Here is a 21,204-nt window from a genome sequence, read left to right as displayed (position 1 = left end):
AACTTGACTAACACTTCATGCGCTTGTCACAATTCGAGCTCCTGTAATGCTTCGAACTTGACTGCTAAGGTAAACGTCTCGGTGGTTGCTCTTTACAACATGACTAAAAAGCATGAACAATTGCTTTTCCTTGGGATTAACATCTACAACAGCACGTTCAACTACACGATGTACGCCCTCGTTTATCGCGCCGAGAGGAGCCAGTACAAGTACAACTTCACTCTCGTCACGAGGATATTCACTGATCCTGAGACTGGTGAGTACCGGGTCTTTCTCACCGGAATGAACATTGCTCCGGATGATGAGGACAGGGTTGTACCCGTTGGCGACACGATTATCACTGCCGACAATTTGACTCTTTCAGAGTATTACTGGACTCTTAACAAGGTTCTCATGAAGCTTCGCAGAGGTGACGAGACGAACTGGGTCTGGGGCAGGTGTGCCTACGAGCTGAGGCACCTCTCCCACTTAGTGAGACTAAAACTTCCAGAATACAACCAGGAAAAGGCAGTGGGATCAACAATAACCGTAGATGGGTACTGGAGTTGTGTGCTTGGATGTGTTCTTCAGAGTGTGGCCCAAGATAGTGGCTGGTGGGAAATCTGTTACTATATCTGTTCGATAGCCATGATGGATCCGACGAAATCAACAGTGCTAGCATCTGCCGGCTGTTTAGGGGTTGAATTAGTACCCTGTCTGATCCAGTGTGCATTGCCATGGTAGATCCAACAAAGTGTAAATTAGAAGGAAGAGATGCTAAATAGAAGGGGGGAAGAAGATTGGATAAAGTAACCGAAGAAGAACTGCTTCGGTCTGTTCCAATTTTCTTTTTTGTGTTTGTAGGCTATGCTTTATTATGGGGAGCCATGGATGAGAAGATCCCAGCAGTATGGGCTCCAATAATCTCACTTATCCTCAGCTTTGGGACGATTCCTCTTAGAGTATGGTACAGGAGGGGGCGGAGATGAGAGCAATTCTTGGGCTCTTAGGATTGGGGTTGTACTTGTTGCTCATGACTGTGACGAACTATTCCACAAACTCTCTGTTTCAGGCAGTCCTCTTCATTGCTGGAGTCGTTCCTGTAACTCTCATGGCTTTTCTCTTCGTTGATGATCTGAACGAGCTAAAGGAGCCCAAAAAGTTTGCGTCTTTTGTGACATTTCTCATTGTACTCGTGCTGATCGGCTCCCTTTATCGCGGCACAGCATCTTTAAAAACCATCCTAAAACTAATTCTGTTTGCCGTGTTTGTGTGGTTGATTTCTTTCGTCAGTCAAAAAAGGATACGCGGAGAAGTTAACTCAAACTAGAGAAAAACGTGATTCCCCCCACCTTTATAAACCCCTCCCCTTACCTCCGATCATGAGCCACTACTACTCCGAAGAGCCAAGCACACCGCTGAAGACCAAAACGATAGAGGTCTGCCTTAGGGGACACTGCTTTAAATTCATAACAGCCAGCGGAGTCTTCTCCTTCGGCAAACTCGATCGCGGAACGGAACTGCTCATAGAGAGCATGGTGCTCGATAAGAGCTGGCGCGTCCTCGATCTCGGCTGCGGCTACGGTGCTATTGGCATCGTCGCATCCCGCTTCGTGGACTACGTGGTGATGACCGATGTCAACAGGCGCGCCGTCAAAATCGCGAGGAAAAATTTAAAAATCAACAACGTTAGAAACGCCGAGGTCAGATGGGGAAACCTCTATGAGCCCGTTAAGGGCGAAAAGTTCGACTCTATAATCACCAACCCGCCGGTGCACGCCGGAAAGGAAGTCCTGAGGGAAATAGTTATAAACGCTCCCCGGCATCTCAACGATGGTGGCTTGCTCCAGCTCGTCATCAAGACGAGGCAGGGGGCAAAGTATATTAAGGCGCTCATGGATGACCACTTCACCGAAGTGAGGGAACTGGCTAGAGGATCTGGCTACCGAGTATACGCCGGGATCGCCTAGCCTGGGATGGCGCGGGCCTTGAGAGCCCGTGGCCTCTTGGCCACCGGGGTTCAAATCCCCGTCCCGGCGCCAAAATCCTGGGAAGGATTTGATGGAGGTGTATTTGTAATGACCGAGAACTTCAGACACATAGTCCGCGTTGCGGGGGTGGATCTGGACGGAAATAGGCAGCTCAGATGGGCCCTTACGGGCATCAGGGGTATAGGAATAAACTTCGCAACCATGGTGCTCAGGGTTGCGGGAATAGACCCCTACATGAAGACCGGCTACCTTACCGACGAGCAGGTTAGGACAATAGAGAAGATCCTTGAGGATCCGGTTGCCCACGGGATTCCTGTCTGGGCGGTCAACAGGCCCAGAGACTACGAGACCGGTAAGGACGTCCACCTCATCACGGCCAAGCTTGCCATGGCCTGGCGCGAGGACTTCAACAGGCTCCGCAGGATCAAGTCCTACCGCGGCATAAGGCTTGAGCGCGGTCTGCCCGTCCGTGGTCAGAGGACGAGGTCAAACTTCAGACACGGTGGAACCATCGGTGTGAGCAGAAAGAAGAAGAGGTGATGTAGATGGGAGACCCAAAGAAGCAGAGGAAGAAGTATGAGACTCCCCCTCACCCCTGGATTAAGGAGAGGCTCGACCGCGAGAGGGTTCTCATGAGGAAGTACGCCCTCAAGAACAAGAAGGAGCTCTGGCGCCACGAGACCCAGCTCAAGGAATTCAGGAGGAGAGCGAGGAGACTTCTCGCGGCCCGCGGAAGCCAGGCAGAAATCGAGAGGCAGCAGCTTCTCCAGAGGCTCAACAGACTCGGTCTTCTCCCGGCCGATGCGGTGCTCGACGACGTTCTCTCGCTTACCGTCGAGGACGTCCTTGACAGACGCCTTCAGACGATAGTCTTCAAGAAGGGCCTTGCAAGGACCATAAGGCAGGCCAGGCAGCTCATAGTCCACGGTCACATCGAGGTAAACGGTCAGGTCATCCGCTCCCCGGGCTATCTCGTCCTTAAGGAGGAGGAAGATACTATAGCGTACTCCAAGGCCTCTCCGTTCACGAGGGAGGGCCACCCCGAGAGGATGGTTATCGAACAGGCCAGGCAGGGTGGTGAAGCATGAGCGAGGAAGCCCAGCAGGTCAACATAAAGAAGAAGGAGAAGTGGGGAGTCGCGCACATCTACTCCTCCTACAACAACACGATAATACACATCACCGACCTGACCGGGGCCGAGACGGTCTCGAGGTGGAGCGGTGGTATGGTCGTCAAGGCCGACAGGGACGAGGCCTCCCCCTATGCGGCCATGATAGCCGCCAGAAGGGCCGCTGAGGAGGCGATGGAGAAGGGTTTCACCGGCGTTCACATCAAGGTCCGCGCCCCCGGAGGAAGCAAGAGCAAGAGTCCCGGTCCGGGTGCCCAGGCCGCGATAAGGGCCCTCGCGAGGGCAGGCCTCAGGATAGGAAGGGTGGAGGACGTCACCCCCATCCCGCACGACGGAACCAGGCCGAAGGGCGGGAGAAGGGGCAGGCGCGTCTGACCCCTCAAAATCCCTTTTTTGGTGATGCCGATGGAACCGAAGTTCCAGATTCTTGAGAAAACGGGGGACTCGATAAGGTTCATCATCGAGGGGATTGATGTTCCCTTTGCCAACGCCCTCAGGAGAACCATTCTCGCCGACGTTCCGACCTTCGCCGTTGATGAGGTCGAGTTCTTCGAGAATGACTCGGCCCTCTTCGACGAGATAATCGCCCACAGGATAGGTCTTATTCCGCTTACAACTCCGGCCGAGAGGTTCTCCCTAGATGCGCTCGAGCTCGATGATCATACCGTTACCCTCTCCCTTGAGGCGGAGGGGCCCGGAATGGTTTACTCCGGTGATCTCAGGAGCGATGACGAGGGTGTTAAACCAGCAAATCCCGACATCCCCATAGTCAAGCTCGCCGAGGGTCAGAGGCTTACGCTCAACGCCTACGCGAGGCTTGGCCGTGGGAAGGACCACGCCAAGTGGCAGCCGGGCTTTGTCTACTACAAGTACCTCACAAGGATCCACGTGAGCAGGGAAGTTCCTGGCTGGGAGGAACTCAGGGAGCTCGCAAAGAGACGCGGATTACCAGTTGAAGAGACCGATGATGAGCTGGTCATAACCACCACAAGGGCGTTTTACCTCCCCAGGAAGTTCGAGTCCTACGAAGGGGATAAGATCAGAGAAGAGATCGTTCCCAATGCATTCGTCTTTACCGTCGAGAGCAATGGAGAGCTCCCCGTTGAGGAAATGGTGAGCACAGCGCTCAAGATACTGATGAGGAAGAGCGATAGATTTATAAACGAGCTTCATAAATTAGCCGACTGACGCGGGGGTAGCCGAGCCTGGCCAAAGGCGCGGGATTCAGGGTCCCGTCCCGCAGGGGTTCCGGGGTTCAAATCCCCGCCCCCGCACCATAATGATCACCCCGTCAACTGTCGGTTTCCCTGCGAGAGCTTTGAGGAGGTATGTTCATGGTCAAGAGAACCGGACCCACCGACGTTAACCTGAGGAGGCTCATCCGCTACCTCAGAAAGAAGTCGAACGAGGAAGGCGTTAAAATCTGGAAGGACATCGCCTGGCGCCTCGAGAGGCCTAGGAGACAGAGGGCTGAAGTGAACGTTAGCAAGATAAACCGCTACACCAGGGAAGGGGACACCGTAATTGTCCCCGGAAGCGTCCTCGGTGCAGGAAAGCTCGAGCACAAGGTCACCGTTGCGGCATGGAAGTTCAGCGAGACGGCGAAGAAAAAGATAGTCGAGGCCGGTGGAGAGGTCCTCACCATTGAGGAGCTTATCGAGAGAAACCCGAAGGGTAGTGGAGTAATCATAATGGAGTGATGGGCCATGAGGATAATTAACGCTGAAGGACTTATCCTTGGAAGGCTCGCCTCGAAGGTCGCCAAGATGCTCCTTGAGGGCGAGGAGGTCGTCATAGTCAACGCCGAGAAGGCCATCATCACCGGAAACCGCGATGACATCTTCGCCAAGTACAAGCAGAGGACCGAGCTGAGGACCAGGACCAATCCGAGGAGAGGACCTTTCTATCCGAAGAGAAGCGACGAGATCGTTAGGAGAACCGTCAGGGGAATGCTCCCCTGGAAGACCGACCGCGGCAGGAAAGCCTTTAGAAGGCTCAGGGTTTACGTTGGCGTTCCGAAGGAGTTCGAGGGGAGGGAGCTTGAGACGATAATGGAGGCCCATATGTCGAGGCTCGCAACCCCCAAGTACGTTACCGTTGGCGAGGTTGCTAAGTTCCTCGGTGGAAAGTTCTGAGGTGAGAGAAGATGAAGGTCATCCAGACTGCCGGTAAGAGAAAAACGGCCATCGCGAGAGCCACCATCAGGGAAGGGAAAGGCAGGGTAAGGATCAACCACAAGCCGGTTGAGGTAATCGAACCAGAGATAGCGCGCTTCACCATCATGGAGCCGCTCGTCCTCGCGGGCGAGGAGATAGTTGGCAGAATTGACATCGACGTCAGGGTCGAGGGCGGTGGCTTTATGGGACAGGCCGAGGCCGCGCGCGTCGCCATAGCCCGCGCATTGGTCGAGTGGACCAACGATGTGAACCTGAAGGAAAAGTTTATGAAGTACGACAGAACCATGCTCGTTGGGGACAGCAGGAGAACCGAGCCCCACAAGCCCAACCGCTCAACCAAGGGTCCGAGGGCCAAGAGGCAGAAGTCCTACCGCTGATGCCTTATCCTTTAATATTCGGAGAAGGTGATACGGGTGATAGTCCCGGTCAGGTGTTTCACGTGCGGGAAGGTCATAGGAGACAAGTACCACGAGTTCAAGGCCCGTGTTGAGAAGGGCGAGGACCCCGAGAAGGTGCTCGACGACCTCGGGGTTGAGAGGTACTGCTGCAGGAGAACGCTCCTCAGCCACGTCGAGCTGATAGATCAGGTAATGGTCTACAAGGTGTACTAAAAAACCGCATTTCTTGGGGGGCCGTGGGGTAGCTTGGTCTATCCTCCCGGCTTGGGGTGCCGGAGACCCGGGTTCAAATCCCGGCGGCCCCACCAAAATTTGCACTGGAATGATTTAGCCGGAGTGGAGGCAGGGGTGATGATGGTGTTTAAGTATACCCGCTTTGAGAAGGCCCGCATTATAGGGGCCAGGGCCCTCCAGATAGCGATGGGTGCCCCGGTCCTTATAGACGTGCCCGAAGGGATCACGCCATTGGAAGCCGCGTTGCTTGAGTTCGAGAAGGGGGTCATCCCAATCACCGTAATACGACCGGGCTGATGCGAGATGACGGTGATAGAGAACGTAGTCGGCAGGGTTGCCGTGCTCAGGGGAATGAAGTATTCCGTTGAGGTTGACGTCCTCACCAGCTCGGGATTCGGACGCTTTGCCGCACCGATAGACGAGAACCCGAGCCTCTACATAGCCGAAGCCCATAGGGCCGTTAGCGAGGTCGATGAGATAATCGGGCCCGAGCTGATAGGCTTCGACGCGAGCGAGCAGGAGCTCATTGACAGCTACCTCTGGGAGATTGACGGGACGGAGGATTTCAGTCACATAGGAGCCAATACTGCCCTGGCGGTATCGATGGCCGTTGCGAAGGCCGCTGCCAGCGTCAGAAAAATGCCACTATACAGCTATCTCGGGGGAACGTTCACAACCGAACTTCCAGTGCCGATACTCGAGGTGGCCGGCGGAGAGGCCTTTGACTACTACGTTACAGTTAGGGACCTCATGGAGATTACGGACGTGGTGGATGCCTTCAACAAGGTGCTCGAGCACGCCAAAGAGAGCTCGGTGGAGGCCTTTTCAAAGGCCACGGAGAAGGCCACCGATGAGCTCGGTCTGGACGTTGCCCTTGGCCTCGTCCAGAAGAGGCCCCTTGGAGCTGAGGAAGTTCTTTCAGTGGTCGAGGACAACAACGTTGCTTACATAAAACCCCTCGGTGATGAGGAGCTCTTCCTCGAGCTCATAGCGGGGACCCACGGCGTGTTCGTTGACGGCGAACACCTCTTCCGGGAGAAGGGAGTACTTGACAGGCGCTACTACAACGCCCTTTCCATAAAACCCATAAACCTTGGCACGCTCACCGACTTGTACAACCTTGTGAACGATGCGAAGTCGGAGAGGATCGTTCCAATCCTTGCGGAGGCTCGATACGAGTCCTCCGACGGGGCGCTGGCCCATTTGTCGGTGGGACTTCGCTGCCCGGCGATGGTACTCCGGAGGGACTCCATCGCCAAGCTGAACGAACTCATTAGAATCGCCGAGGATCTCGGCGAAAGGGGAAGGATAATAACCTTTGAAGGATGAGGAGGTGTGAAGGATGGAGGAATATCTCGTTCCACTCGACCAGTACCTTGCAGCGGGTGTCCACATCGGCACCCAGCAGAAGACCCAGGACATGAAGAAGTTTATTTACCGCGTTAGACAGGATGGCCTGTACGTCCTTGACGTCAGGAAGACGGACGAGAGGCTTCGCGTAGCTGGCAAGTTCCTGGCCCGGTTCGATCCCGAGAGCATTCTCGCGGTCAGCGTCAGGCTCTATGGCCAGAAGCCCGTCAAGAAGTTCGGCGAGGTTACGGGTGCCCGTGCCATACCCGGCCGTTTCCTCCCTGGAACCATGACCAACCCGCAGGTCAAGAACTTCATGGAGCCGGACGTTCTCATCGTCACCGACCCGAGGGCCGACCACCAGGCCATGAAGGAGGCCATTGAAATCGGCATACCAATAGTTGCACTCGTTGACACGGAGAACTTCCTGAGCTTCGTTGACCTCGCGATCCCGACCAACAACAAGGGCAGGAAAGCTTTGGCTCTCATCTACTGGATCCTCGCGAGGGAGATCCTCTACAACAGGAAGGAAATCGAGAGCAGGGAGGACTTCAAGGTCCCGGTCGAGGATTTTGAGATGAGGATCATCAGGACCTGAGGGGAAGGTTTTTAATACCTCCCCTTTAGTTTAGCTCGCGCGGGGGTGCCCGAGCCTGGCCAAAGGGGGCGGACTTAAGATCCGCTGCCGCAGGGCTGCGCGGGTTCGAATCCCGTCCCCCGCACCAAAGCTTAAAAACAACCCGAGAAGGTGAAGATGTTAGGATCATGGGGTGATCATGATGGCGAGATTTCCGGAGGCTGAGGCCAGGATCTTTAAGAAGTACATCTGTATGCGCTGCGGCGCTACCAACCCGTGGAAGGCAAAGAAGTGCAGGAAGTGCGGCTACAAGGGCCTCCGCCCGAAGGCCAGGGAGCCGCGCGGTGGAATGGGACGCTGAGTCCCGTACCTTCCAAATTTTCGCCTGCCGTGTTCTTCTCAACTTTTCATGGTTTTTCCGGTGGTTAGAAATCTTCTGCCCGTAAACCGGGCGTCTATTCGCTCCTCAGCTTTGATACCATGCTCTCTAGAAACGCGATGCCCTCCTCAAGGAGCCTCTCGCCCTCAGGGGTAAGCTTGTAGTATTTCCTGGACGGTTTCCCCGTCTGGCTCTCCTGCCATTCGGCAGTTACATAGCCCTCCTTCTCAAGTTTGTAGAGGACAACGTACGAGCTGACCGTGGCGGGTTCAAAGTTAAACGCCTCCCTGATCCTTTCCTTCAGCTCGTATGCGTACATCGGCCTCTCCTTTAGAAGGCGGAGGATATAGAGCCACAGCACCTCTTTGGTTATTTTATTCCTCAGCCTCTCCATGGGTGTCGTCATGCTATCACCCGGTTTTATGATTTGGAAATATTTGTTCGGCGTTTAATTTAAACGTTTTGGCGGTAACTTTTTATCCTTGGGGACCTTTATACAACCGGGTGATGGAATGGAGTTTGATCTGAACGCCATGATGGGGGACGTGGGTGTTGGCGCCGTCGTGGGTTTCGTCACCGGCTATGCGGTCAAGAAGGTTATGAAGCTGGCGCTGGCCCTGATAGGAGCCTACGTCGTCAGCCTTCTCTGGCTCGAGCAGAAGGGGGTAATAGTAATCAATAAAGACAGGCTGTTCAACCTCGTCGGTGAGTGGAGCCACGAGATAATGAGCGCCGGCCAGAAGGTTGCGGCACTTCTCCCCGGAACCGCGGCCTTTATGGGCGGATTTGCCCTTGGATTTCACAGGGGGTGATGGGAGGGATTCAGACCCTCCCGTGGTAGAGGATCTTCACGAGCTCCTCGGGAAGGCCCTCCCGTCTTATTCTCTCCTCTATAAGCCGCTTCTCGTTCTCGTAGTCCACTTCCACGAACTTCGTGTGGAGCGTGTCAACATTAACCAGCGCGAAGGTGGCCTTGTGTTTCTTTCCCGGAGGGTACCCTATGCTGCCCGGACAGACCACCCTGCCGTACCTAGTTCTCGCGTTTACCGGATACCTCGGTGAAGCCACGAAAAGTATCTCGTAGTCCTTAACGGGCCTCATTATGACCTCATAGTAAGAACTCGGCTGATCTGGAAGGACTTTTCCGTGTATAGGGTCGAGGGGACTTCCGTAAACCCCGAAGATGTCATTCTTACCGATCTTGTCAACGATGTAAACGGGCAGGTCCCTTATGAACTCCCTCCCCTCGTGGCCAAGCTTCTCCCAGGTGTACTTGAGGGCCTTTTTGATGTATTCGGGATAATCAACCCGGTCTATGTAATCAGGTCCCTCGGCGTGTGGATCACTCTCCGCTATCACCTGATCGTACTCACCCCTGGTTACGTAGACCAGGTTGTTTTTGATGAGGTCGTCGAGAGTGTCGAGAACCTCCCGGGGATAGGGGAAGAGTCCGACAATGTTGCCGAGAACGTAGTACTTCTCGATCTCGTATCCTTCCTCTTTGAGCTCTTCTATTCTCTCCAGGGCCTTTGCGAGCGCCGGCAGATTTCCATTGATGTTGGCCAGAACAGCGACGTATACCACTGCGATCACCTCCGGTTTTCCTTACCGTTGTTAACTAAAAGAGGGGAAGTATTTAAGGCTTTCGGCCCCTGGGATTCTTCCCCTCACGCCGTATGGCGGCAAGGTAGAGCAGTATCGCATCCTCAACCATTCTCTCACCTCCACCTGTTTGTCTCGCGGGTTTGGGTCGCCGACGCACACCGCAGAATGCCATCAAGACCCGCAGAATGTTGCGATGGAAAACCGCGGTAGAATGCATCGGACTTCAAAACCGATTGATGGCGGACCGGCGGGGATTTGAACCCCGGACCTGCGGCTTAGGAGGCCGCCGCCCTGTCCTAGCTAGGCTACCGGTCCACTGCCCGCTATCACCTCAAAGGGGAAGAGTATTTAAAGTTTGCGGTCCAGTGGTGGGGGGTGGGAACGTGGACGAGCTGGACATCAGGATACTTTCGGTACTCCAGAGGAACGCACGCCTCTCCTACAGGGAAATAGCGAGAGAGCTTAAGGTGGCCGTTGGAACCGTTTACAACAGGATCAGGAGGATGGAGGAGGAGGGTATAATCAGAGGCTATGCCCCGGTTCTTGACTACGAGAAGCTTGGGTTCGGTTTAACCGCCGTCATCGGCGTGAAGGCCCGGGGAAGGAGAATAGTGGATATAGAGCGCGAGATAGCGGCGAACGGCCGGGTGATGCTGGTTTACGATACCACCGGCGAGTACGACATCTTCGTCGTGGCCAAGTTCAGGAATAGGGAGGATATGAACCGTTTCGTCAAATGGCTCCTCTCCCTTGAGGGCGTTGAGAAGACGAACACTAGCGTTGCCATGCAGGTGGTAAAGGAGGATACGAGACTAGGACTTGAGGACTAAAACCCCATCCAGGAAGCGCTTTGCAAAGTCGTCGAAGCTCTCGACCGGGAGGATTACCTCCCTTCCGTTAACCTTCCCTTCGAATATGAGGTTCCTCGCAGCTATCTCGCGTATCCTGGCGAAGTCGGGGTTTTCCTCAACGGTCTCCTCGAGTATCTTTGTGAACTCCTCCTCGTCGGCGTGCCTCACAACGCCCTCTATCACCACAGCTTTCCCGCACTCCTCTTCGTCACAGCGGAATCTAAAGGGGAGGCCGGGTTCGATTTCCACCGGTATCGTCAGGCCGTCGGCGTTGTATATGAGAACTTTCATCCCCATCACTCCAGCCTTATGAGGCTTTCCACGGGTATGCTGTACTCCTCCTTTAGGCGATCCACGATGTCGCCGACGCTTATGAGGAAGAACATGCCGACCGGCTTTGCCCCCGCCTGCCTGCACATCTCCAGCAAAGCTCTCTGCGTTTCCCCGCTTCTTATGACGTCGTCAACGATGAGGACCCTCTCCCCCTTCCGGAGAGCCCACTTCGGGAGGTAGAGCGTTGTAACGCTTCCCGATGCGCTGGGAACGTAGCTAACCTCGTAGAACTTCTCGACGCCGACTTCCTTTTTCTTCTTGGCGTAGACAACATCCGCACCCAGTTCCCTTCCAACGTGAACGCCCAGGGCTATTCCGTCGGTTGCGGCCGTTAGAACCTTGTCCACGTTCAGGTCCATGTACCTTCCGGCAACCTCCTCGGCTATGAGGCTCATCAGCGCGGTGTCGCTGAGGACGGGCATGTTATCGAAGAAACCCCTCTCGTCGAACTTTATCCTCTTCTTCACTTCCTCCTCCAGGTTCAGGTAGGGGAGGAGCAGTTCCAGAAGTTTTCTAGTCCTCTCCGTGCTTGGAAGAACCTTCCCCCGGACGTACCTGTTGAGCACCGTTATGGGAAGACCCGTTATCCTGGAGAGCTCCTCGTAGGTATAGGTTTTTTTGAGAAGCCTGAGAACCGTGATGAGTCTGAGTTTCTCCTGAACGGACTTTAGCTGGCTCATACCATCACCTCCGGTGCCCCGGAGTTAACAAAAAAATGCATAAATATGTTTCGGTCATCTGGACGGCTTCACAGTCCTCTTTTGGTACTCTTCCAGAACGTCTCTGTACTCCTTCAGGAGGAACTCCCCGGTGACGGGTTCGCCCTCCGGGTGGTCTATGCCGGGGCAGAATGAGTCCTTTTTGACGTATATCTCCATCTTCCTTCCGCGCCGGACGAAGATGAAGGGGTAGAGCCTGCATGCAAGGGGTCTGTACCCGTAGATGCGGCACCTGTTGGTCTCGGTATCGAGAAAGATGCAGGCGTCATCGAAGGGTCTCTTCCTTATGGCATAACCCACGAACCTGCCCCCGCGGTAGAACATTTTGTCATAGTCCACAAACTCCCAGGCGCTGTAGCCGAGCTCCTCTATCCTCTCGATGTCTTCATCGCGGAGGGGTATTTCCAGATCCCTGCAGCACCGCCCGCAGTTTTCTATGCACTTAAACTTGAAGGATGGGTCGTGCTCGACCTCGAGGGTTTCGAGGTCAACGGTCGCGACCCATCTCTTCTCCAACCCCTCACCCCCTGTAGGAGCTGGCTATCAGCGTTTCCGTCATCTCGATGTGGTCAATCTTCCGCAAAACCTCGTCGTGGAACCTGTCGAGCTCCTCGACGCTCCCGACCTCCACGCGGAGAATGATGTCGTATTCGCCGTATACCCGGTATATCTCCTTGATCCGGCCGTTGGCGTTCTTGAGGGCGTTGTAGACCTCCTCCTCATAGCCGGGTTTAACCACCACGAGCACGAAGGCCTCGATCATATTCCCAACCCCCCGAGGTTGAACTTCTTGGCCATCTTGGCCAGCTTCCTCTTGTCCATGCTCTTGAACATCTTCTTCATCTGGTTGTACTGGTTTAAAAGCTCTCTGACATCGGCGGTGCTTGTCCCGGAACCGCGGGCTATGCGCTTTATCCTCGAATAGTTGATTATCTCGGGTTTCTCCAGTTCCTCCTCTGTCATGGAGTCCATTATTATCCTGTACCGCTTCAGCTTCTCCTCACCGACCTTCACGGCATCGTCCGGCAGGGAGTAGCCGAGTCCGGGTATCATCTGGAGCACCTGCTTGAGCGGTCCCATCCTCTGCATCGCCTCGAGCTGGGCGTACATATCCTTGAGGTTGAACTTGCCCCTCAGGAACTTCTCCATGTCCTCCTCCTTGAACTCCTGCTGCTTCTGAAGTTCCTCCAGCTTCTCGAGGAGGCCCTCAATGTCGCCCATGCCGAGCAGTCTGGAAACGAAGCGCTTGGGGTCGAAGGCCTCCAAATCGTCAATCCTCTCACCGACGCCTATGAACTTAATCGGTGCACCGGTGGCGGCAACCGCTGAGAGGGCTCCGCCACCCTTCGCGCTTCCATCGAGCTTGGTGACGATTATTGAGCCTATTGGAGTGGCCTCCTTGAAAGCTAAAGCCTGGTTGTAGGCCTGCTGGCCGATGGTTCCGTCTATGACGAGTATGACCTCGTGGGGCTTTATCGCCTCGCTTATCTGCTTCATCTCCTCGATGAGGCTCGACTCCTCCTTGTGCCTTCCAGCCGAGTCCACTATTATAACGTCGACGCCCCTATTCCTGAAGTACTCAACGCCTTCCTTAGCAAGCTTCACCGCGTCCTTCTCGTTGGGATCACCAAAGACCTCTATTCCAAGGGGTTCAACGAGCTGCTTGAGCTGGTAGTATGCTCCCGGACGCCAGGTGTCGGCGCATACGAGGCCGACCCTGTAACCCCTCTTCTGTAGGTGTCTCGCGAGCTTCGCCACGCTCGTGGTCTTACCTGACCCCTGGATACCGACGGTGAGGAGGACGGTTGGCTTCTCCTTTATTTCAAGGGGCTTCGCCTCCTTTCCAAGGAACTTGGTGAGTTCCTCATAGACTATCTGGATTATATGCTCCTTCTTCGACGCTCCAGCCGGAGGCTCTTCCTCAATGGCGCGCTTTTCTATCGTCTTCGTTAACTGGAGAACGAGCCTGACGTTCACGTCAGCCTGAATGAGCGCCCTCTGTATGTCCCTCACTATCTCCTTTATCGTCGCTTCATCAACCGTTCTTGAACGGGCGAGTTTCCTGAGGGCGCTGTTGAGTGCCTTCCCGAGCTGTTCAAGGGCCATCTTCACCCACCGTATTCAGAGGGAAGCGAGACCTTATAAACGGTTGGGTTCCCGGCTGCAATGGCGGTTGTGCTCCTGACGACCACCTCGTAGGGGGTTGTTTACGACGGTTTGAATCGCCCATGAAAACGATTAAATACACACCCCTCCTAAAAAAATCCGGTGGAGAGCATGGCCGACGTTTTTGACGAGGCCCTCCGGCTGGCCTCCAACATCAGGGACGGGTACCTGAGGGCGGTCACCTACGCAAGAATCGGTTACCATATGCACCGTGCTAAAAAACCCGGGTACGGAAAGGCCTTCAGGTACGCCCTCAGCGCCGTGGCCCATCTGGACAACCCCCTTCTGACGACTAAGGCCCTCATTGAGATAGGAACCTACCTCCACAAAACGGGCTCCAAGTCCGCTGGCAAGGTCTTCTCCGAGGTCCACGATGTGATTCTGGGTTTCCCCCAGCCCCTCCGGGACGAACTCCTCGAGGAACTTGTGGCAAGGCTGCTGGAACTTGGCAGGGTGGACGATGCCTTCTTCTACACCAACGATATAGTAGATGGGGTAAAACGTAACGATACTCTGCTTAAGGTACTCAGGGCCTACCTGTCCCGGGGTAACATGCGTAGGGCATACCTCATAGTAAACAGGATGGAGGACGAGCCCTGGCGTTCCATAGCTGCGGTGGAGACCCTTAAAGCTCACCTCAAGCGGGAGGAATTTGGAAGTGCCATAAGAATACTCCGTGAGCTGAGAAGCGAGTACTGGCTTGGGGAGGCGATGAAGGAGGTCGCCAGGTATCTAAAAACCGCGCAGGTTCCCAGGGCCACCTACGAGAAGTTCGTGGACATAGCCCTGTCCCTCTCCGGTGAAACGGGTTTTGATGTTCTCAAATCCCTTCTGGTGGGACTGGGAAGCGCCGGGGAGCTGGAGTTCGTGGGGGAGATCCTGAGAAAGCTTCCCGAGGAGCGTAGGGTTTCCATACTGGAGAGCATAGTGGAGGCCTCGCTGGACAGGGCAGAACTACTCGAAGGACTTCTTGGTCTCACCCAGGGCGATGAGTTCGGAAGGCTTGCGGATTTCCTGATGAAAAGACTTCTGGCCCAACCGGTGGGGAGGGAGTACGTTCCCGTTGTGGAGAAGATAGGTGAGAACACAGTGGACGACGTTCTGCTCGTTAAGGTGGCGACCTACCTCGCGAAGCTGGGGGAATTTGAGAAGGCCTGGCACTTTGCCTCGCGGGTTCGGGGTAATTACCTTCGCTCTCTGGCCTTCGGCAGCATAGCCGTTGCGAAGCTCAAAGAAGGAGACGTTGACGGGGCCATTGACGCGGCCCTGGAGGTCAAGGATCCCCGGTGGGGTTCTTGGCTGCTGAGCGAAATACTGGCGAAGATACTCGAGCTCCAGGCCGGTGGCGAGGTCAGGGAAGACATCCAGGAGAGGGCCGAGTCCCAGCGCGTCCTGTGGGATGAGGGCTAACGTTTTAAGCTTCCGATCCCTTTTCATTCAGGTGATACCATGCCGAGGATAGCGATTATAGGGGGTTCCGGAGTCTACGATCCAGAGCTGCTCGAGAACGTCAGGGAGGAGTTTGTTGGCACTCCCTACGGCAAGGTCAAGGTTAAGATTGGAGAATATGAGGGGGAGGAGATAGCCTTTCTCGCGAGGCACGGTGAAGGACACAGCGTTCCACCCCACAGGATAAACTACCGGGCCAACATCTGGGCTCTTTACGAACTTGGTGTGGAGAGGATTCTCTCGACTTCGGCCGTTGGCTCCCTCAACGAAGCCATGAAGCCGGGCGATTTTGTTATCCTTGACCAGCTCATGGACTTTACTAAAAAGCGCGATTACACATTCTACGACGGTGAGGACAGCCCACACGATCGGAAGTTCGTCGCTCATATCGATTTCACGGACCCCTATTGTCCCGAACTGAGAAAGGCGCTGATAACCGCCGCCAGGGAGCTTGGACTCACCTACCACCCGGCAGGTACCTACGCCTGCATGGAGGGGCCGAGGTTCGAAACCAGGGCAGAGGTGCGGGCGCTGAAGATACTGGGGGCCGACGTTGTCGGGATGACGCAGTGTCCGGAGGCCGCTCTGGCGAGGGAGCTCGAGATGTGTTATTCGAGCGTTGCTATAGTGACGAACTTCGCGGCGGGGATCAGCAGGGAGAAGCTTACCCACAGGGAAGTCGTAGAGCTGATGGCGAAGAAAGGTGAGGAGATAAAGTACCTCATCATGAAGTCCATCAAGTACATTCCAAAGGAGCGCAACTGTCCCTGCAAAGATGCACTCAAGGGAGCAACAGGAGACTGATGCCCCTTTCCGTTCTTTTCTCTCCCCAAATGAGCTTACGTTCTAAACCCATGGTTAAGGAAAGTGTTTAATAACCCCTCCCCCAACTGTTACCGGTGGTATGATGAGGTATGACGTCGTTATCGTGGGTGCCAGTGCCGGAGGAATAACGGCCGCCATGTCCTCCAGGCGGTTCTACCCCAACAGGAGTGTTCTCGTTATCAAGCGGGAGAAGGTGAGCGTGATTCCCTGCGGAATCCCCTACGTTTTCGGAACTTTGAAGAGCGTTGACGACGACGTTCTCCCAGTTGAGATGTTCCTTGAGCCCCTGGGCGTGGACATTCTAACCGACGAGGTTGTTGAGGTCAACCCCAACTCCCACACGATAAAAACCCGATCCGGGAAAGAGATCGGCTGGGAAAAGCTTGTTCTGGCAACGGGTTCAAACCCCGTCAAACCCGAGTTTCCCGGAACCGACCTTGAGGGCGTTTACACCGTTCCCAAGGACTACTACTACCTCAAAGAACTCCGAGAGAGGATCGAAAACGCCAGGAGAATAATAATAGTCGGGGGCGGGTTCATAGCTCTGGAGGTGGGAGATGAAATACGAAAACTTGGCAAGGAGGTAACGATGATCGTCAGAAGCAGACTCCTCAGGAGTTCATTCGACCCGGAGTTCAGCAAGATGGTTGAGGAAAGGCTGAGGGAACGGGGTATAAAGGTGGTTTACGGTCAGGTTGAGAAGCTTCTCGGAAACGGACGGGTTGAGGGAGTAAGACTGCTGGATGGGAGAGAAATCCCCTCGGATCTAGTCATATTCTCCATAGGCTACCGTCCCAACATTGAGCTCGCCGTCAAGGCCGGTCTGAAGGTTACGCGCTACGGCATCTGGACCGACGAATACATGAGGACATCCCATCCCGACATTTTCGCCGTCGGTGACTGTGTAGAACACCGCGACTTCTTCACCGGAAAACCCTATCCCCTGATGCTCGCCTCGACGGCCACCTTCGAGGCTAGAATTGCTGGTGCAAACCTCTTCAAGCTCCAGATCGTGAGGGAGAACAGGAGAACGATAGGGGCTTACTCTACCCATGTTGGGGGTCTGACGCTGGCTGCGGCGGGCCTTACGGAAGAGGCCGCAAGAAAGGAGGGCTTTGAGGTCATAGTCGGCTATGGAAAGGGACCGGACAGGCATCCGGCGAAGTTCCCGGACACCTCGATTGTAACCGCTAAGCTAATCTTCTCCCGCGACAGAGGAGCAATCCTTGGTGCCCAGATAGCGGGCGGAAAGAGCGTCGGGGAGATGATAAACATCCTCGCGCTGGCGATCCAGAAGAGACTGACCGCAAGCGAGCTCTACACCCTCCAGATAGCGACTCACCCGCTGTTGACCGCCTCGCCAGTTGGCTACCAGATACTGCAGGCCGCGGAGGATGCCCTTGCAAAGCTGAGGGCTTCCTGAGGTTTCTCTCTTTTCTGAAATCTGAAAGGGGTCTCATCCAGAGAATTTTTGAACACCAAGTGTGTACCTTTTTATACCGTATTGCTGGCGGTTTATCCCTAAAACAAACCCCTTAAGGGAACCCCCTCAATACGGTTCCCGGTGTGAGGGTTTACTTCCCTCCAGCGCTCGTAGGGCGTCTTCTAAGTGCAAACCCTGGAAGCGAATTCCAAACAAAGTTCACGCCCAGAATAATAACCGATTTCACGCAGAAAACCCCTGCGAATTACACCCGGGGAAAGAGCCACCAACTTTGATGAAGTTTTGCACAGGCGAGCAAGCTTTGGGAAAGCTTGACCAAAAATTTAGCCCTTGCCATTCAAGAATGGCAGTGATTAGTCGTGCACTAACTAACGGCAACTTTAAAAAACCACGTTAGAACAGTTCAACCCTGTTTTTGGCGTCCTTCGGACGTTTCTCTAGAGTGAAACACTCACAAACAGGCCAATAGAACAGAAACCCAACACTTAAACAAATATCCTTAAAAATACATATAATCCTCCGCCAGCGCTGAAACTTTGCGGTGCAAAGTTTCATCAAAGTTAGTGATTTTTTGAGTGCTCCTTCCTGAGAGTTTGCACTCTCAGAAGGCCGGTTAAAGCTTGGAATTTCTTATTAAGTGGCATTGGGTTTTATGATTTTTCCCGCGCTCCGAAAGAGCGCTTCTTAAGAATTAAAACACGCTTCACTGAACTTTTAAGATCAAATTCCCAATTTGAAGGCCTTCCAAAAGTGCAAACACTCTGCGAATCCTTCCGAAAAAGAATCGCGAACCTTGGTCAAACTCAACGGAACTATCGTCTCGTGTGTTGGAGCTTCGCTCCAACGTCGCGCAGGCAAGCAAACTTTGCAAAGCAAAGTTTGATCAAAGAATGCCCTTCTCATGAAAGAGTAAAAGGTCCGTCGTGTCTATTCAGAGGGCAAGTTTAAAGGGATTTAACCTCAAACTAACCCCTTCACACAGTTTCAACTTTAATCAGCGCCCAAAGGGCGCTTTGGACAGTGAAACACTCCCCAAAGGAGCAGGCGAGTAAAAACCCTTTCGGAATTTGAATCTCTAGAAGAAGCACCTGATCTTCCGCCAGCGCTTGCGAAGCAAGGGCTGTTGTGGTGGGCCCGCGGGGATTCGAACCCCGGACCTCCACCTTGTCAGGGTGGCGTCATAACCAGTCTAGACCACGGGCCCAGCCCAAATGTTGGTGGACCGGCCGGGATTTGAACCCGGGGCCTCCGCCTTGCCAAGGCGGCGCTCATACCAGGCTGAGCTACCGGCCCATCCAAACGCCGTAATGACCTATTTAGGCGGGTTTATAAATTTTGCGGTCAGGGTAATCCCTCCAGGCTGCCACCGAGGGGAGCCACGGCAAAGGGAAACGGCGGAAGGAAGACGCAATGAGATGGGTTAACCTTAAGAGCGAGAAGGCGAAAGGTGAAATGGTGCGGAGGATGGCCACGAGTATTAAGTTCAGATTTCTCTCCGGGGATGAGGTGGCGGCGGATCTAATTAGTAAGATAGCCAGGAAAATCCACGAGAAACCGGAGGATGTTGCATGGTTCCTTGAAGTAAAGTCGATTATGGGTAAACTGGGAACCGGCGAGTTCTCAAAGAGCGCGAAGCCTGAACCTCTCGAAACATCAAAGAGTGTCCCGGCAATAATGAGCGAGGTTAAGAAGTTTAAGCGCATTGGGGCCAAAATGAAGAGGGCCGGCCTGGTGTGACTCATGCCGCGGGGTAAAATCAAAACGGTTCTCGATACTTCAATCCTGATAAGCGCTCTCAAATCCCGGTCCCCTTCTTTAAGTTCAGCGTGTTTAGTTTGAACTGTCTCAAGGGATGGTTCCTGGAGAACTACGTTTCGGATGAGATTATCGAGGAGATGAAGTTTACTCTCACCATCGTGGCCATGGAAGTAGCGTCCCGGAAGAACCGAAAGGGAGTTCTCGCTCTCGCAGATGAACTCATGAGGATTGTCCTTCCTGGCTCCAAGAAGGTTAAGCCTCGCGTGGATTTCTTCAAGGATTCTCATCTCGTCAGAACCATCAAAGACGAATCCGACATTAAGTTCCTCAATGTTCTCTATTCTGTGAAGGCCAAGTTTCTCTTGACTCAGAACACTAAGCACTTTGGGAACTTTGTGGTCTCGGGAGATAAAACGGGAAAGGCAAAGGTGCGGCAGCACTACTTTTACGTGATGACAGCGGGTCAGTTCAGGACGCATATGAAGAACGCGCATCCCCAAATTGCCGAAAAGTGTAAAAAGAGAAAGAGTTAGTCGAGTAAGGCAAACATTCCCTTCTTCATAGCTTTTTATATCCTCTCAACATACCATTAAGCACTCTTGATGTTCAGATAATTCTGCCGGACTCCAACACATATACTCTCATTTGGTAGAGCATGCTTTGGGTTGCATAGCTCATTAAGACAACCATCGAAAAGCTAATATTCATGTCTGGCAAAATACGATTCGGTGGACACCATGAGCGTAGACCCCGTTTCTGAAGCCAAAAACATTGAGAAAGAGATAATAGCCTGGCGCAGGGACTTCCACATGCACCCCGAACTCGGCTACGAGGAGGAGCGAACTTCAAAGATAGTGGAAGAGCACCTGCGTGGATGGGGCTACTCAATCAGGCGCGTTGGAACCGGGATTATCGCGGATATCGGGGAGGGGAAGAAAACCATAGCCCTCCGTGCGGACATGGACGCCCTTCCGATCCAGGAGGAGAACGACGTCCCCTATAAATCGAAAAACCCCGGAAAGATGCACGCATGTGGACACGACGCACATACCGCAATGCTCCTCGGGGCTGGGAAGATAATAGCCGCTCATAAAGACGAACTCAACGGAAGGGTGAGATTGATCTTCCAGCCGGCGGAAGAAGGCGGGAACGGAGCGGTTAAGATGATCGAAGGGGGCGCTCTGGAAGGGGTTGACGCGATCTTCGGCCTCCACGTCTGGATGGAACTGCCAAGCGGAGTGATTGGAATCCGTGAAGGACCCTTCCTGGCCGGAGCAGGTTTCTTTGAGGCAAGGGTTCTCGGAAAGGGTGGACACGGCGCTTCCCCGCACGAGACCGTTGATCCAATACCCATCTCCGCCGAGATAATCCTGGCCCTCCAGACGATAGTGAGCAGGAACGTGAACCCGGTGGAGACGGGAGTGGTGAGCGTTACGGCAATAAACGGGGGCACGGCCTTCAACGTCATCCCCGAGGAGGTGACCCTGAGGGGAACCTTCCGCTATTACAATCCCGAAGTCGGTGGACTGATAAAAAGGAGGATGGAGGAGATATTCAGGGGCATATCGGGAACCCACGGGGCGGGGGCAGAGTTCAGCATCAGAGACCTCGTCCCGCCGACGATAAACTCGAATGAGATGGCGGACTTCGCGAGAAAGGTGGCGGAGAAATACGGCCTGAAACACGGGGAAGTCGCGATGTCAATGGGAGCCGAGGACTTTGCCTACTACCTTCAGAAGGTTCCGGGAGCCTTTCTGGCGCTGGGCATAAGGAACGAGGAGAAGGGGATAATCTACCCGCCCCATCACCCGAAGTTCAACGTTGATGAGGACGTCCTCTA

30 protein-coding genes, 7 tRNA genes and 1 pseudogene are annotated in these 21,204 nt (G+C 54.2%); 28 read left to right on the top strand and 10 right to left on the bottom strand.

Translation table 11 applies throughout. The features are described from left to right. The 20 genes and pseudogenes from MV985_RS07775 to MV985_RS07680 all read left to right on the top strand — a co-directional run. Positions 1-723 (top strand): annotated as a pseudogene (locus MV985_RS07775) (hypothetical protein); the annotation flags it as partial. A gap of 56 nt (positions 724-779) precedes the next feature. Beyond that, positions 780-968 carry a hypothetical protein gene (locus MV985_RS07770; RefSeq protein WP_297464996.1) on the top strand — a complete coding sequence of 63 codons (189 nt, stop codon included), beginning with the start codon at positions 780-782 and terminating at the stop codon, positions 966-968. Beyond that, complete coding sequence (locus MV985_RS07765) at positions 965-1,309, top strand: hypothetical protein (RefSeq protein WP_297464994.1); 345 nt, start codon at positions 965-967, stop codon at positions 1,307-1,309. The genes MV985_RS07770 and MV985_RS07765 overlap by 4 nt, the downstream gene beginning before the upstream one ends. 52 nt (positions 1,310-1,361) lie before the next feature. Then, positions 1,362-1,949: a class I SAM-dependent methyltransferase gene (locus MV985_RS07760; protein ID WP_297464992.1), complete on the top strand. Its 588-nt coding sequence runs from the start codon at positions 1,362-1,364 to the stop codon at positions 1,947-1,949. Continuing rightward, a tRNA-Ser gene (locus MV985_RS07755) sits at positions 1,935-2,021 on the top strand. Before MV985_RS07760 ends, MV985_RS07755 begins: the two co-directional genes overlap by 15 nt. A 36-nt stretch (positions 2,022-2,057) precedes the next feature. Further along, positions 2,058-2,510 (top strand): 30S ribosomal protein S13, encoded by a 453-nt coding sequence (locus MV985_RS07750; protein WP_297464990.1) that lies wholly within the window; start codon positions 2,058-2,060, stop codon positions 2,508-2,510. A 5-nt stretch (positions 2,511-2,515) separates the two neighbouring features. Beyond that, complete coding sequence (locus MV985_RS07745) at positions 2,516-3,058, top strand: 30S ribosomal protein S4 (protein ID WP_297464988.1); 543 nt, start codon at positions 2,516-2,518, stop codon at positions 3,056-3,058. Next, positions 3,055-3,474, top strand: coding sequence for a 30S ribosomal protein S11 (locus MV985_RS07740; protein ID WP_297464987.1), 420 nt, complete (start codon positions 3,055-3,057; stop codon positions 3,472-3,474). The genes MV985_RS07745 and MV985_RS07740 overlap by 4 nt, the downstream gene beginning before the upstream one ends. Before the next feature lie 30 nt (positions 3,475-3,504). After that, complete coding sequence (locus tag MV985_RS07735) at positions 3,505-4,287, top strand: DNA-directed RNA polymerase subunit D (protein WP_297465011.1); 783 nt, start codon at positions 3,505-3,507, stop codon at positions 4,285-4,287. 1 nt (position 4,288) lies between these two features. Next, positions 4,289-4,376, top strand: a tRNA-Leu gene (locus MV985_RS07730). Positions 4,377-4,433: 57 nt separating this feature from the next. Further along, positions 4,434-4,799, top strand: a complete 366-nt coding sequence (locus MV985_RS07725) for a 50S ribosomal protein L18e (protein ID WP_297464985.1) — start codon at positions 4,434-4,436, stop codon at positions 4,797-4,799. Between the two features lie 6 nt (positions 4,800-4,805). Beyond that, the gene (rplM, locus tag MV985_RS07720; protein ID WP_297464983.1) at positions 4,806-5,234 is read left to right on the top strand and encodes a 50S ribosomal protein L13; all 429 of its coding nucleotides are present in this window, start codon (positions 4,806-4,808) and stop codon (positions 5,232-5,234) included. A gap of 11 nt (positions 5,235-5,245) precedes the next feature. After that, the gene (locus MV985_RS07715; RefSeq protein WP_297464981.1) at positions 5,246-5,653 is read left to right on the top strand and encodes a 30S ribosomal protein S9; all 408 of its coding nucleotides are present in this window, start codon (positions 5,246-5,248) and stop codon (positions 5,651-5,653) included. A gap of 36 nt (positions 5,654-5,689) precedes the next feature. Further along, positions 5,690-5,887, top strand: coding sequence for a DNA-directed RNA polymerase subunit N (locus MV985_RS07710; protein ID WP_297465009.1), 198 nt, complete (start codon positions 5,690-5,692; stop codon positions 5,885-5,887). 17 nt (positions 5,888-5,904) lie between these two features. Next, positions 5,905-5,982, top strand: a tRNA-Pro gene (locus tag MV985_RS07705). A gap of 49 nt (positions 5,983-6,031) precedes the next feature. Then, positions 6,032-6,205 carry a DNA-directed RNA polymerase subunit K gene (locus MV985_RS07700; protein WP_297465008.1) on the top strand — a complete coding sequence of 58 codons (174 nt, stop codon included), beginning with the start codon at positions 6,032-6,034 and terminating at the stop codon, positions 6,203-6,205. 6 nt (positions 6,206-6,211) lie between these two features. Continuing rightward, positions 6,212-7,237: a hypothetical protein gene (locus MV985_RS07695; protein WP_297464979.1), complete on the top strand. Its 1,026-nt coding sequence runs from the start codon at positions 6,212-6,214 to the stop codon at positions 7,235-7,237. 13 nt (positions 7,238-7,250) lie between these two features. Further along, positions 7,251-7,856 (top strand): 30S ribosomal protein S2, encoded by a 606-nt coding sequence (rpsB, locus tag MV985_RS07690; protein WP_297464977.1) that lies wholly within the window; start codon positions 7,251-7,253, stop codon positions 7,854-7,856. A 39-nt stretch (positions 7,857-7,895) separates the two neighbouring features. Then, positions 7,896-7,983 (top strand) — tRNA-Leu (locus MV985_RS07685). A 54-nt stretch (positions 7,984-8,037) separates the two neighbouring features. After that, a complete protein-coding gene (locus MV985_RS07680; protein WP_297464975.1) occupies positions 8,038-8,196 on the top strand; it encodes a 50S ribosomal protein L40e in 159 nt (52 codons plus the stop codon). 94 nt (positions 8,197-8,290) lie between these two features. Here the strand turns inward: MV985_RS07680 and MV985_RS07675 are convergent, their stop codons facing one another. Beyond that, the gene (locus MV985_RS07675; RefSeq protein ID WP_297464974.1) at positions 8,291-8,620 is read right to left on the bottom strand and encodes a PadR family transcriptional regulator; all 330 of its coding nucleotides are present in this window, start codon (positions 8,618-8,620) and stop codon (positions 8,291-8,293) included. Positions 8,621-8,726: 106 nt separating this feature from the next. Here MV985_RS07675 and MV985_RS07670 point away from each other — a divergent pair, with 106 nt between their 5' ends. Further along, positions 8,727-9,026: an FUN14 domain-containing protein gene (locus tag MV985_RS07670; protein ID WP_297464971.1), complete on the top strand. Its 300-nt coding sequence runs from the start codon at positions 8,727-8,729 to the stop codon at positions 9,024-9,026. Between the two features lie 10 nt (positions 9,027-9,036). Here MV985_RS07670 and MV985_RS07665 read toward each other — a convergent pair whose 3' ends face one another. Beyond that, positions 9,037-9,798 (bottom strand): metallophosphoesterase, encoded by a 762-nt coding sequence (locus tag MV985_RS07665; RefSeq protein WP_297465006.1) that lies wholly within the window; start codon positions 9,796-9,798, stop codon positions 9,037-9,039. 258 nt (positions 9,799-10,056) lie between these two features. Further along, positions 10,057-10,134 (bottom strand) — tRNA-Arg (locus MV985_RS07660). 68 nt (positions 10,135-10,202) lie between these two features. Between MV985_RS07660 and MV985_RS07655 the strand changes: the two genes are divergently transcribed. Continuing rightward, positions 10,203-10,649: an Lrp/AsnC family transcriptional regulator gene (locus MV985_RS07655; protein ID WP_297464969.1), complete on the top strand. Its 447-nt coding sequence runs from the start codon at positions 10,203-10,205 to the stop codon at positions 10,647-10,649. Here MV985_RS07655 and MV985_RS07650 read toward each other — a convergent pair. Genes MV985_RS07650 through MV985_RS07630 form a run of 5 tightly spaced genes read right to left on the bottom strand, consistent with a single transcriptional unit; the run spans position 10,632 to position 13,828 of the window. Next, entirely contained in the window at positions 10,632-10,967 is a 336-nt protein-coding gene (locus tag MV985_RS07650) for a hypothetical protein (RefSeq protein ID WP_366085337.1), read from the bottom strand. The two genes, MV985_RS07655 and MV985_RS07650, sit on opposite strands and share 18 nt — an antisense overlap. Next, complete coding sequence (locus MV985_RS07645) at positions 10,967-11,683, bottom strand: phosphoribosyltransferase family protein (protein WP_297464967.1); 717 nt, start codon at positions 11,681-11,683, stop codon at positions 10,967-10,969. The genes MV985_RS07650 and MV985_RS07645 overlap by 1 nt, the downstream gene beginning before the upstream one ends. A gap of 54 nt (positions 11,684-11,737) precedes the next feature. After that, the gene (locus MV985_RS07640; RefSeq protein ID WP_297464965.1) at positions 11,738-12,238 is read right to left on the bottom strand and encodes a YkgJ family cysteine cluster protein; all 501 of its coding nucleotides are present in this window, start codon (positions 12,236-12,238) and stop codon (positions 11,738-11,740) included. Between the two features lie 4 nt (positions 12,239-12,242). Then, positions 12,243-12,485, bottom strand: a complete 243-nt coding sequence (locus tag MV985_RS07635; protein ID WP_297464963.1) for an Lrp/AsnC ligand binding domain-containing protein — start codon at positions 12,483-12,485, stop codon at positions 12,243-12,245. After that, the gene (locus tag MV985_RS07630) at positions 12,482-13,828 is read right to left on the bottom strand and encodes a signal recognition particle protein Srp54 (RefSeq protein WP_297465002.1); all 1,347 of its coding nucleotides are present in this window, start codon (positions 13,826-13,828) and stop codon (positions 12,482-12,484) included. The genes MV985_RS07635 and MV985_RS07630 overlap by 4 nt, the downstream gene beginning before the upstream one ends. Positions 13,829-13,999: 171 nt before the next feature. Between MV985_RS07630 and MV985_RS07625 the strand changes: the two genes are divergently transcribed. The 3 genes from MV985_RS07625 to MV985_RS07615 all read left to right on the top strand — a co-directional run bounded on the left by MV985_RS07625 (position 14,000) and on the right by MV985_RS07615 (position 17,585). Then, positions 14,000-15,298, top strand: a complete 1,299-nt coding sequence (locus tag MV985_RS07625) for a hypothetical protein (protein WP_297465000.1) — start codon at positions 14,000-14,002, stop codon at positions 15,296-15,298. 39 nt (positions 15,299-15,337) lie between these two features. Then, positions 15,338-16,141, top strand: a complete 804-nt coding sequence (gene mtnP / locus MV985_RS07620; protein ID WP_297464961.1) for an S-methyl-5'-thioadenosine phosphorylase — start codon at positions 15,338-15,340, stop codon at positions 16,139-16,141. A gap of 103 nt (positions 16,142-16,244) precedes the next feature. Continuing rightward, positions 16,245-17,585: an FAD-dependent oxidoreductase gene (locus MV985_RS07615; protein WP_297464958.1), complete on the top strand. Its 1,341-nt coding sequence runs from the start codon at positions 16,245-16,247 to the stop codon at positions 17,583-17,585. Between the two features lie 1,147 nt (positions 17,586-18,732). Here the strand turns inward: MV985_RS07615 and MV985_RS07610 are convergent. After that, positions 18,733-18,810, bottom strand: a tRNA-Val gene (locus MV985_RS07610). Positions 18,811-18,821: 11 nt separating this feature from the next. Next, a tRNA-Ala gene (locus tag MV985_RS07605) sits at positions 18,822-18,899 on the bottom strand. A 162-nt stretch (positions 18,900-19,061) separates the two neighbouring features. On the opposite strand from MV985_RS07605, the gene MV985_RS07600 reads away from it, so the two are divergent. From MV985_RS07600 to MV985_RS07590, 3 genes are all read left to right on the top strand, one after another. Beyond that, a complete protein-coding gene (locus MV985_RS07600; protein WP_297464956.1) occupies positions 19,062-19,343 on the top strand; it encodes a hypothetical protein in 282 nt (93 codons plus the stop codon). A gap of 98 nt (positions 19,344-19,441) precedes the next feature. Further along, on the top strand, positions 19,442-19,897 hold the full coding sequence (locus tag MV985_RS07595) for a PIN domain-containing protein (RefSeq protein ID WP_297464954.1): 456 nt from the start codon (positions 19,442-19,444) through the stop codon (positions 19,895-19,897). A gap of 204 nt (positions 19,898-20,101) precedes the next feature. After that, the coding region (locus tag MV985_RS07590; RefSeq protein ID WP_297464998.1) for an amidohydrolase at positions 20,102-21,204 on the top strand (1,103 nt) is incomplete at its 3' end.

It is taken from the genome of Thermococcus sp. (assembly GCF_027012695.1).
In the GTDB taxonomy this organism is placed as follows: Archaea; Methanobacteriota_B; Thermococci; order Thermococcales; family Thermococcaceae; genus Thermococcus.
The sequence above is the reverse complement of the archived record's forward strand: the minus strand, read 5'-3'. Positions and strand labels throughout refer to the sequence as shown.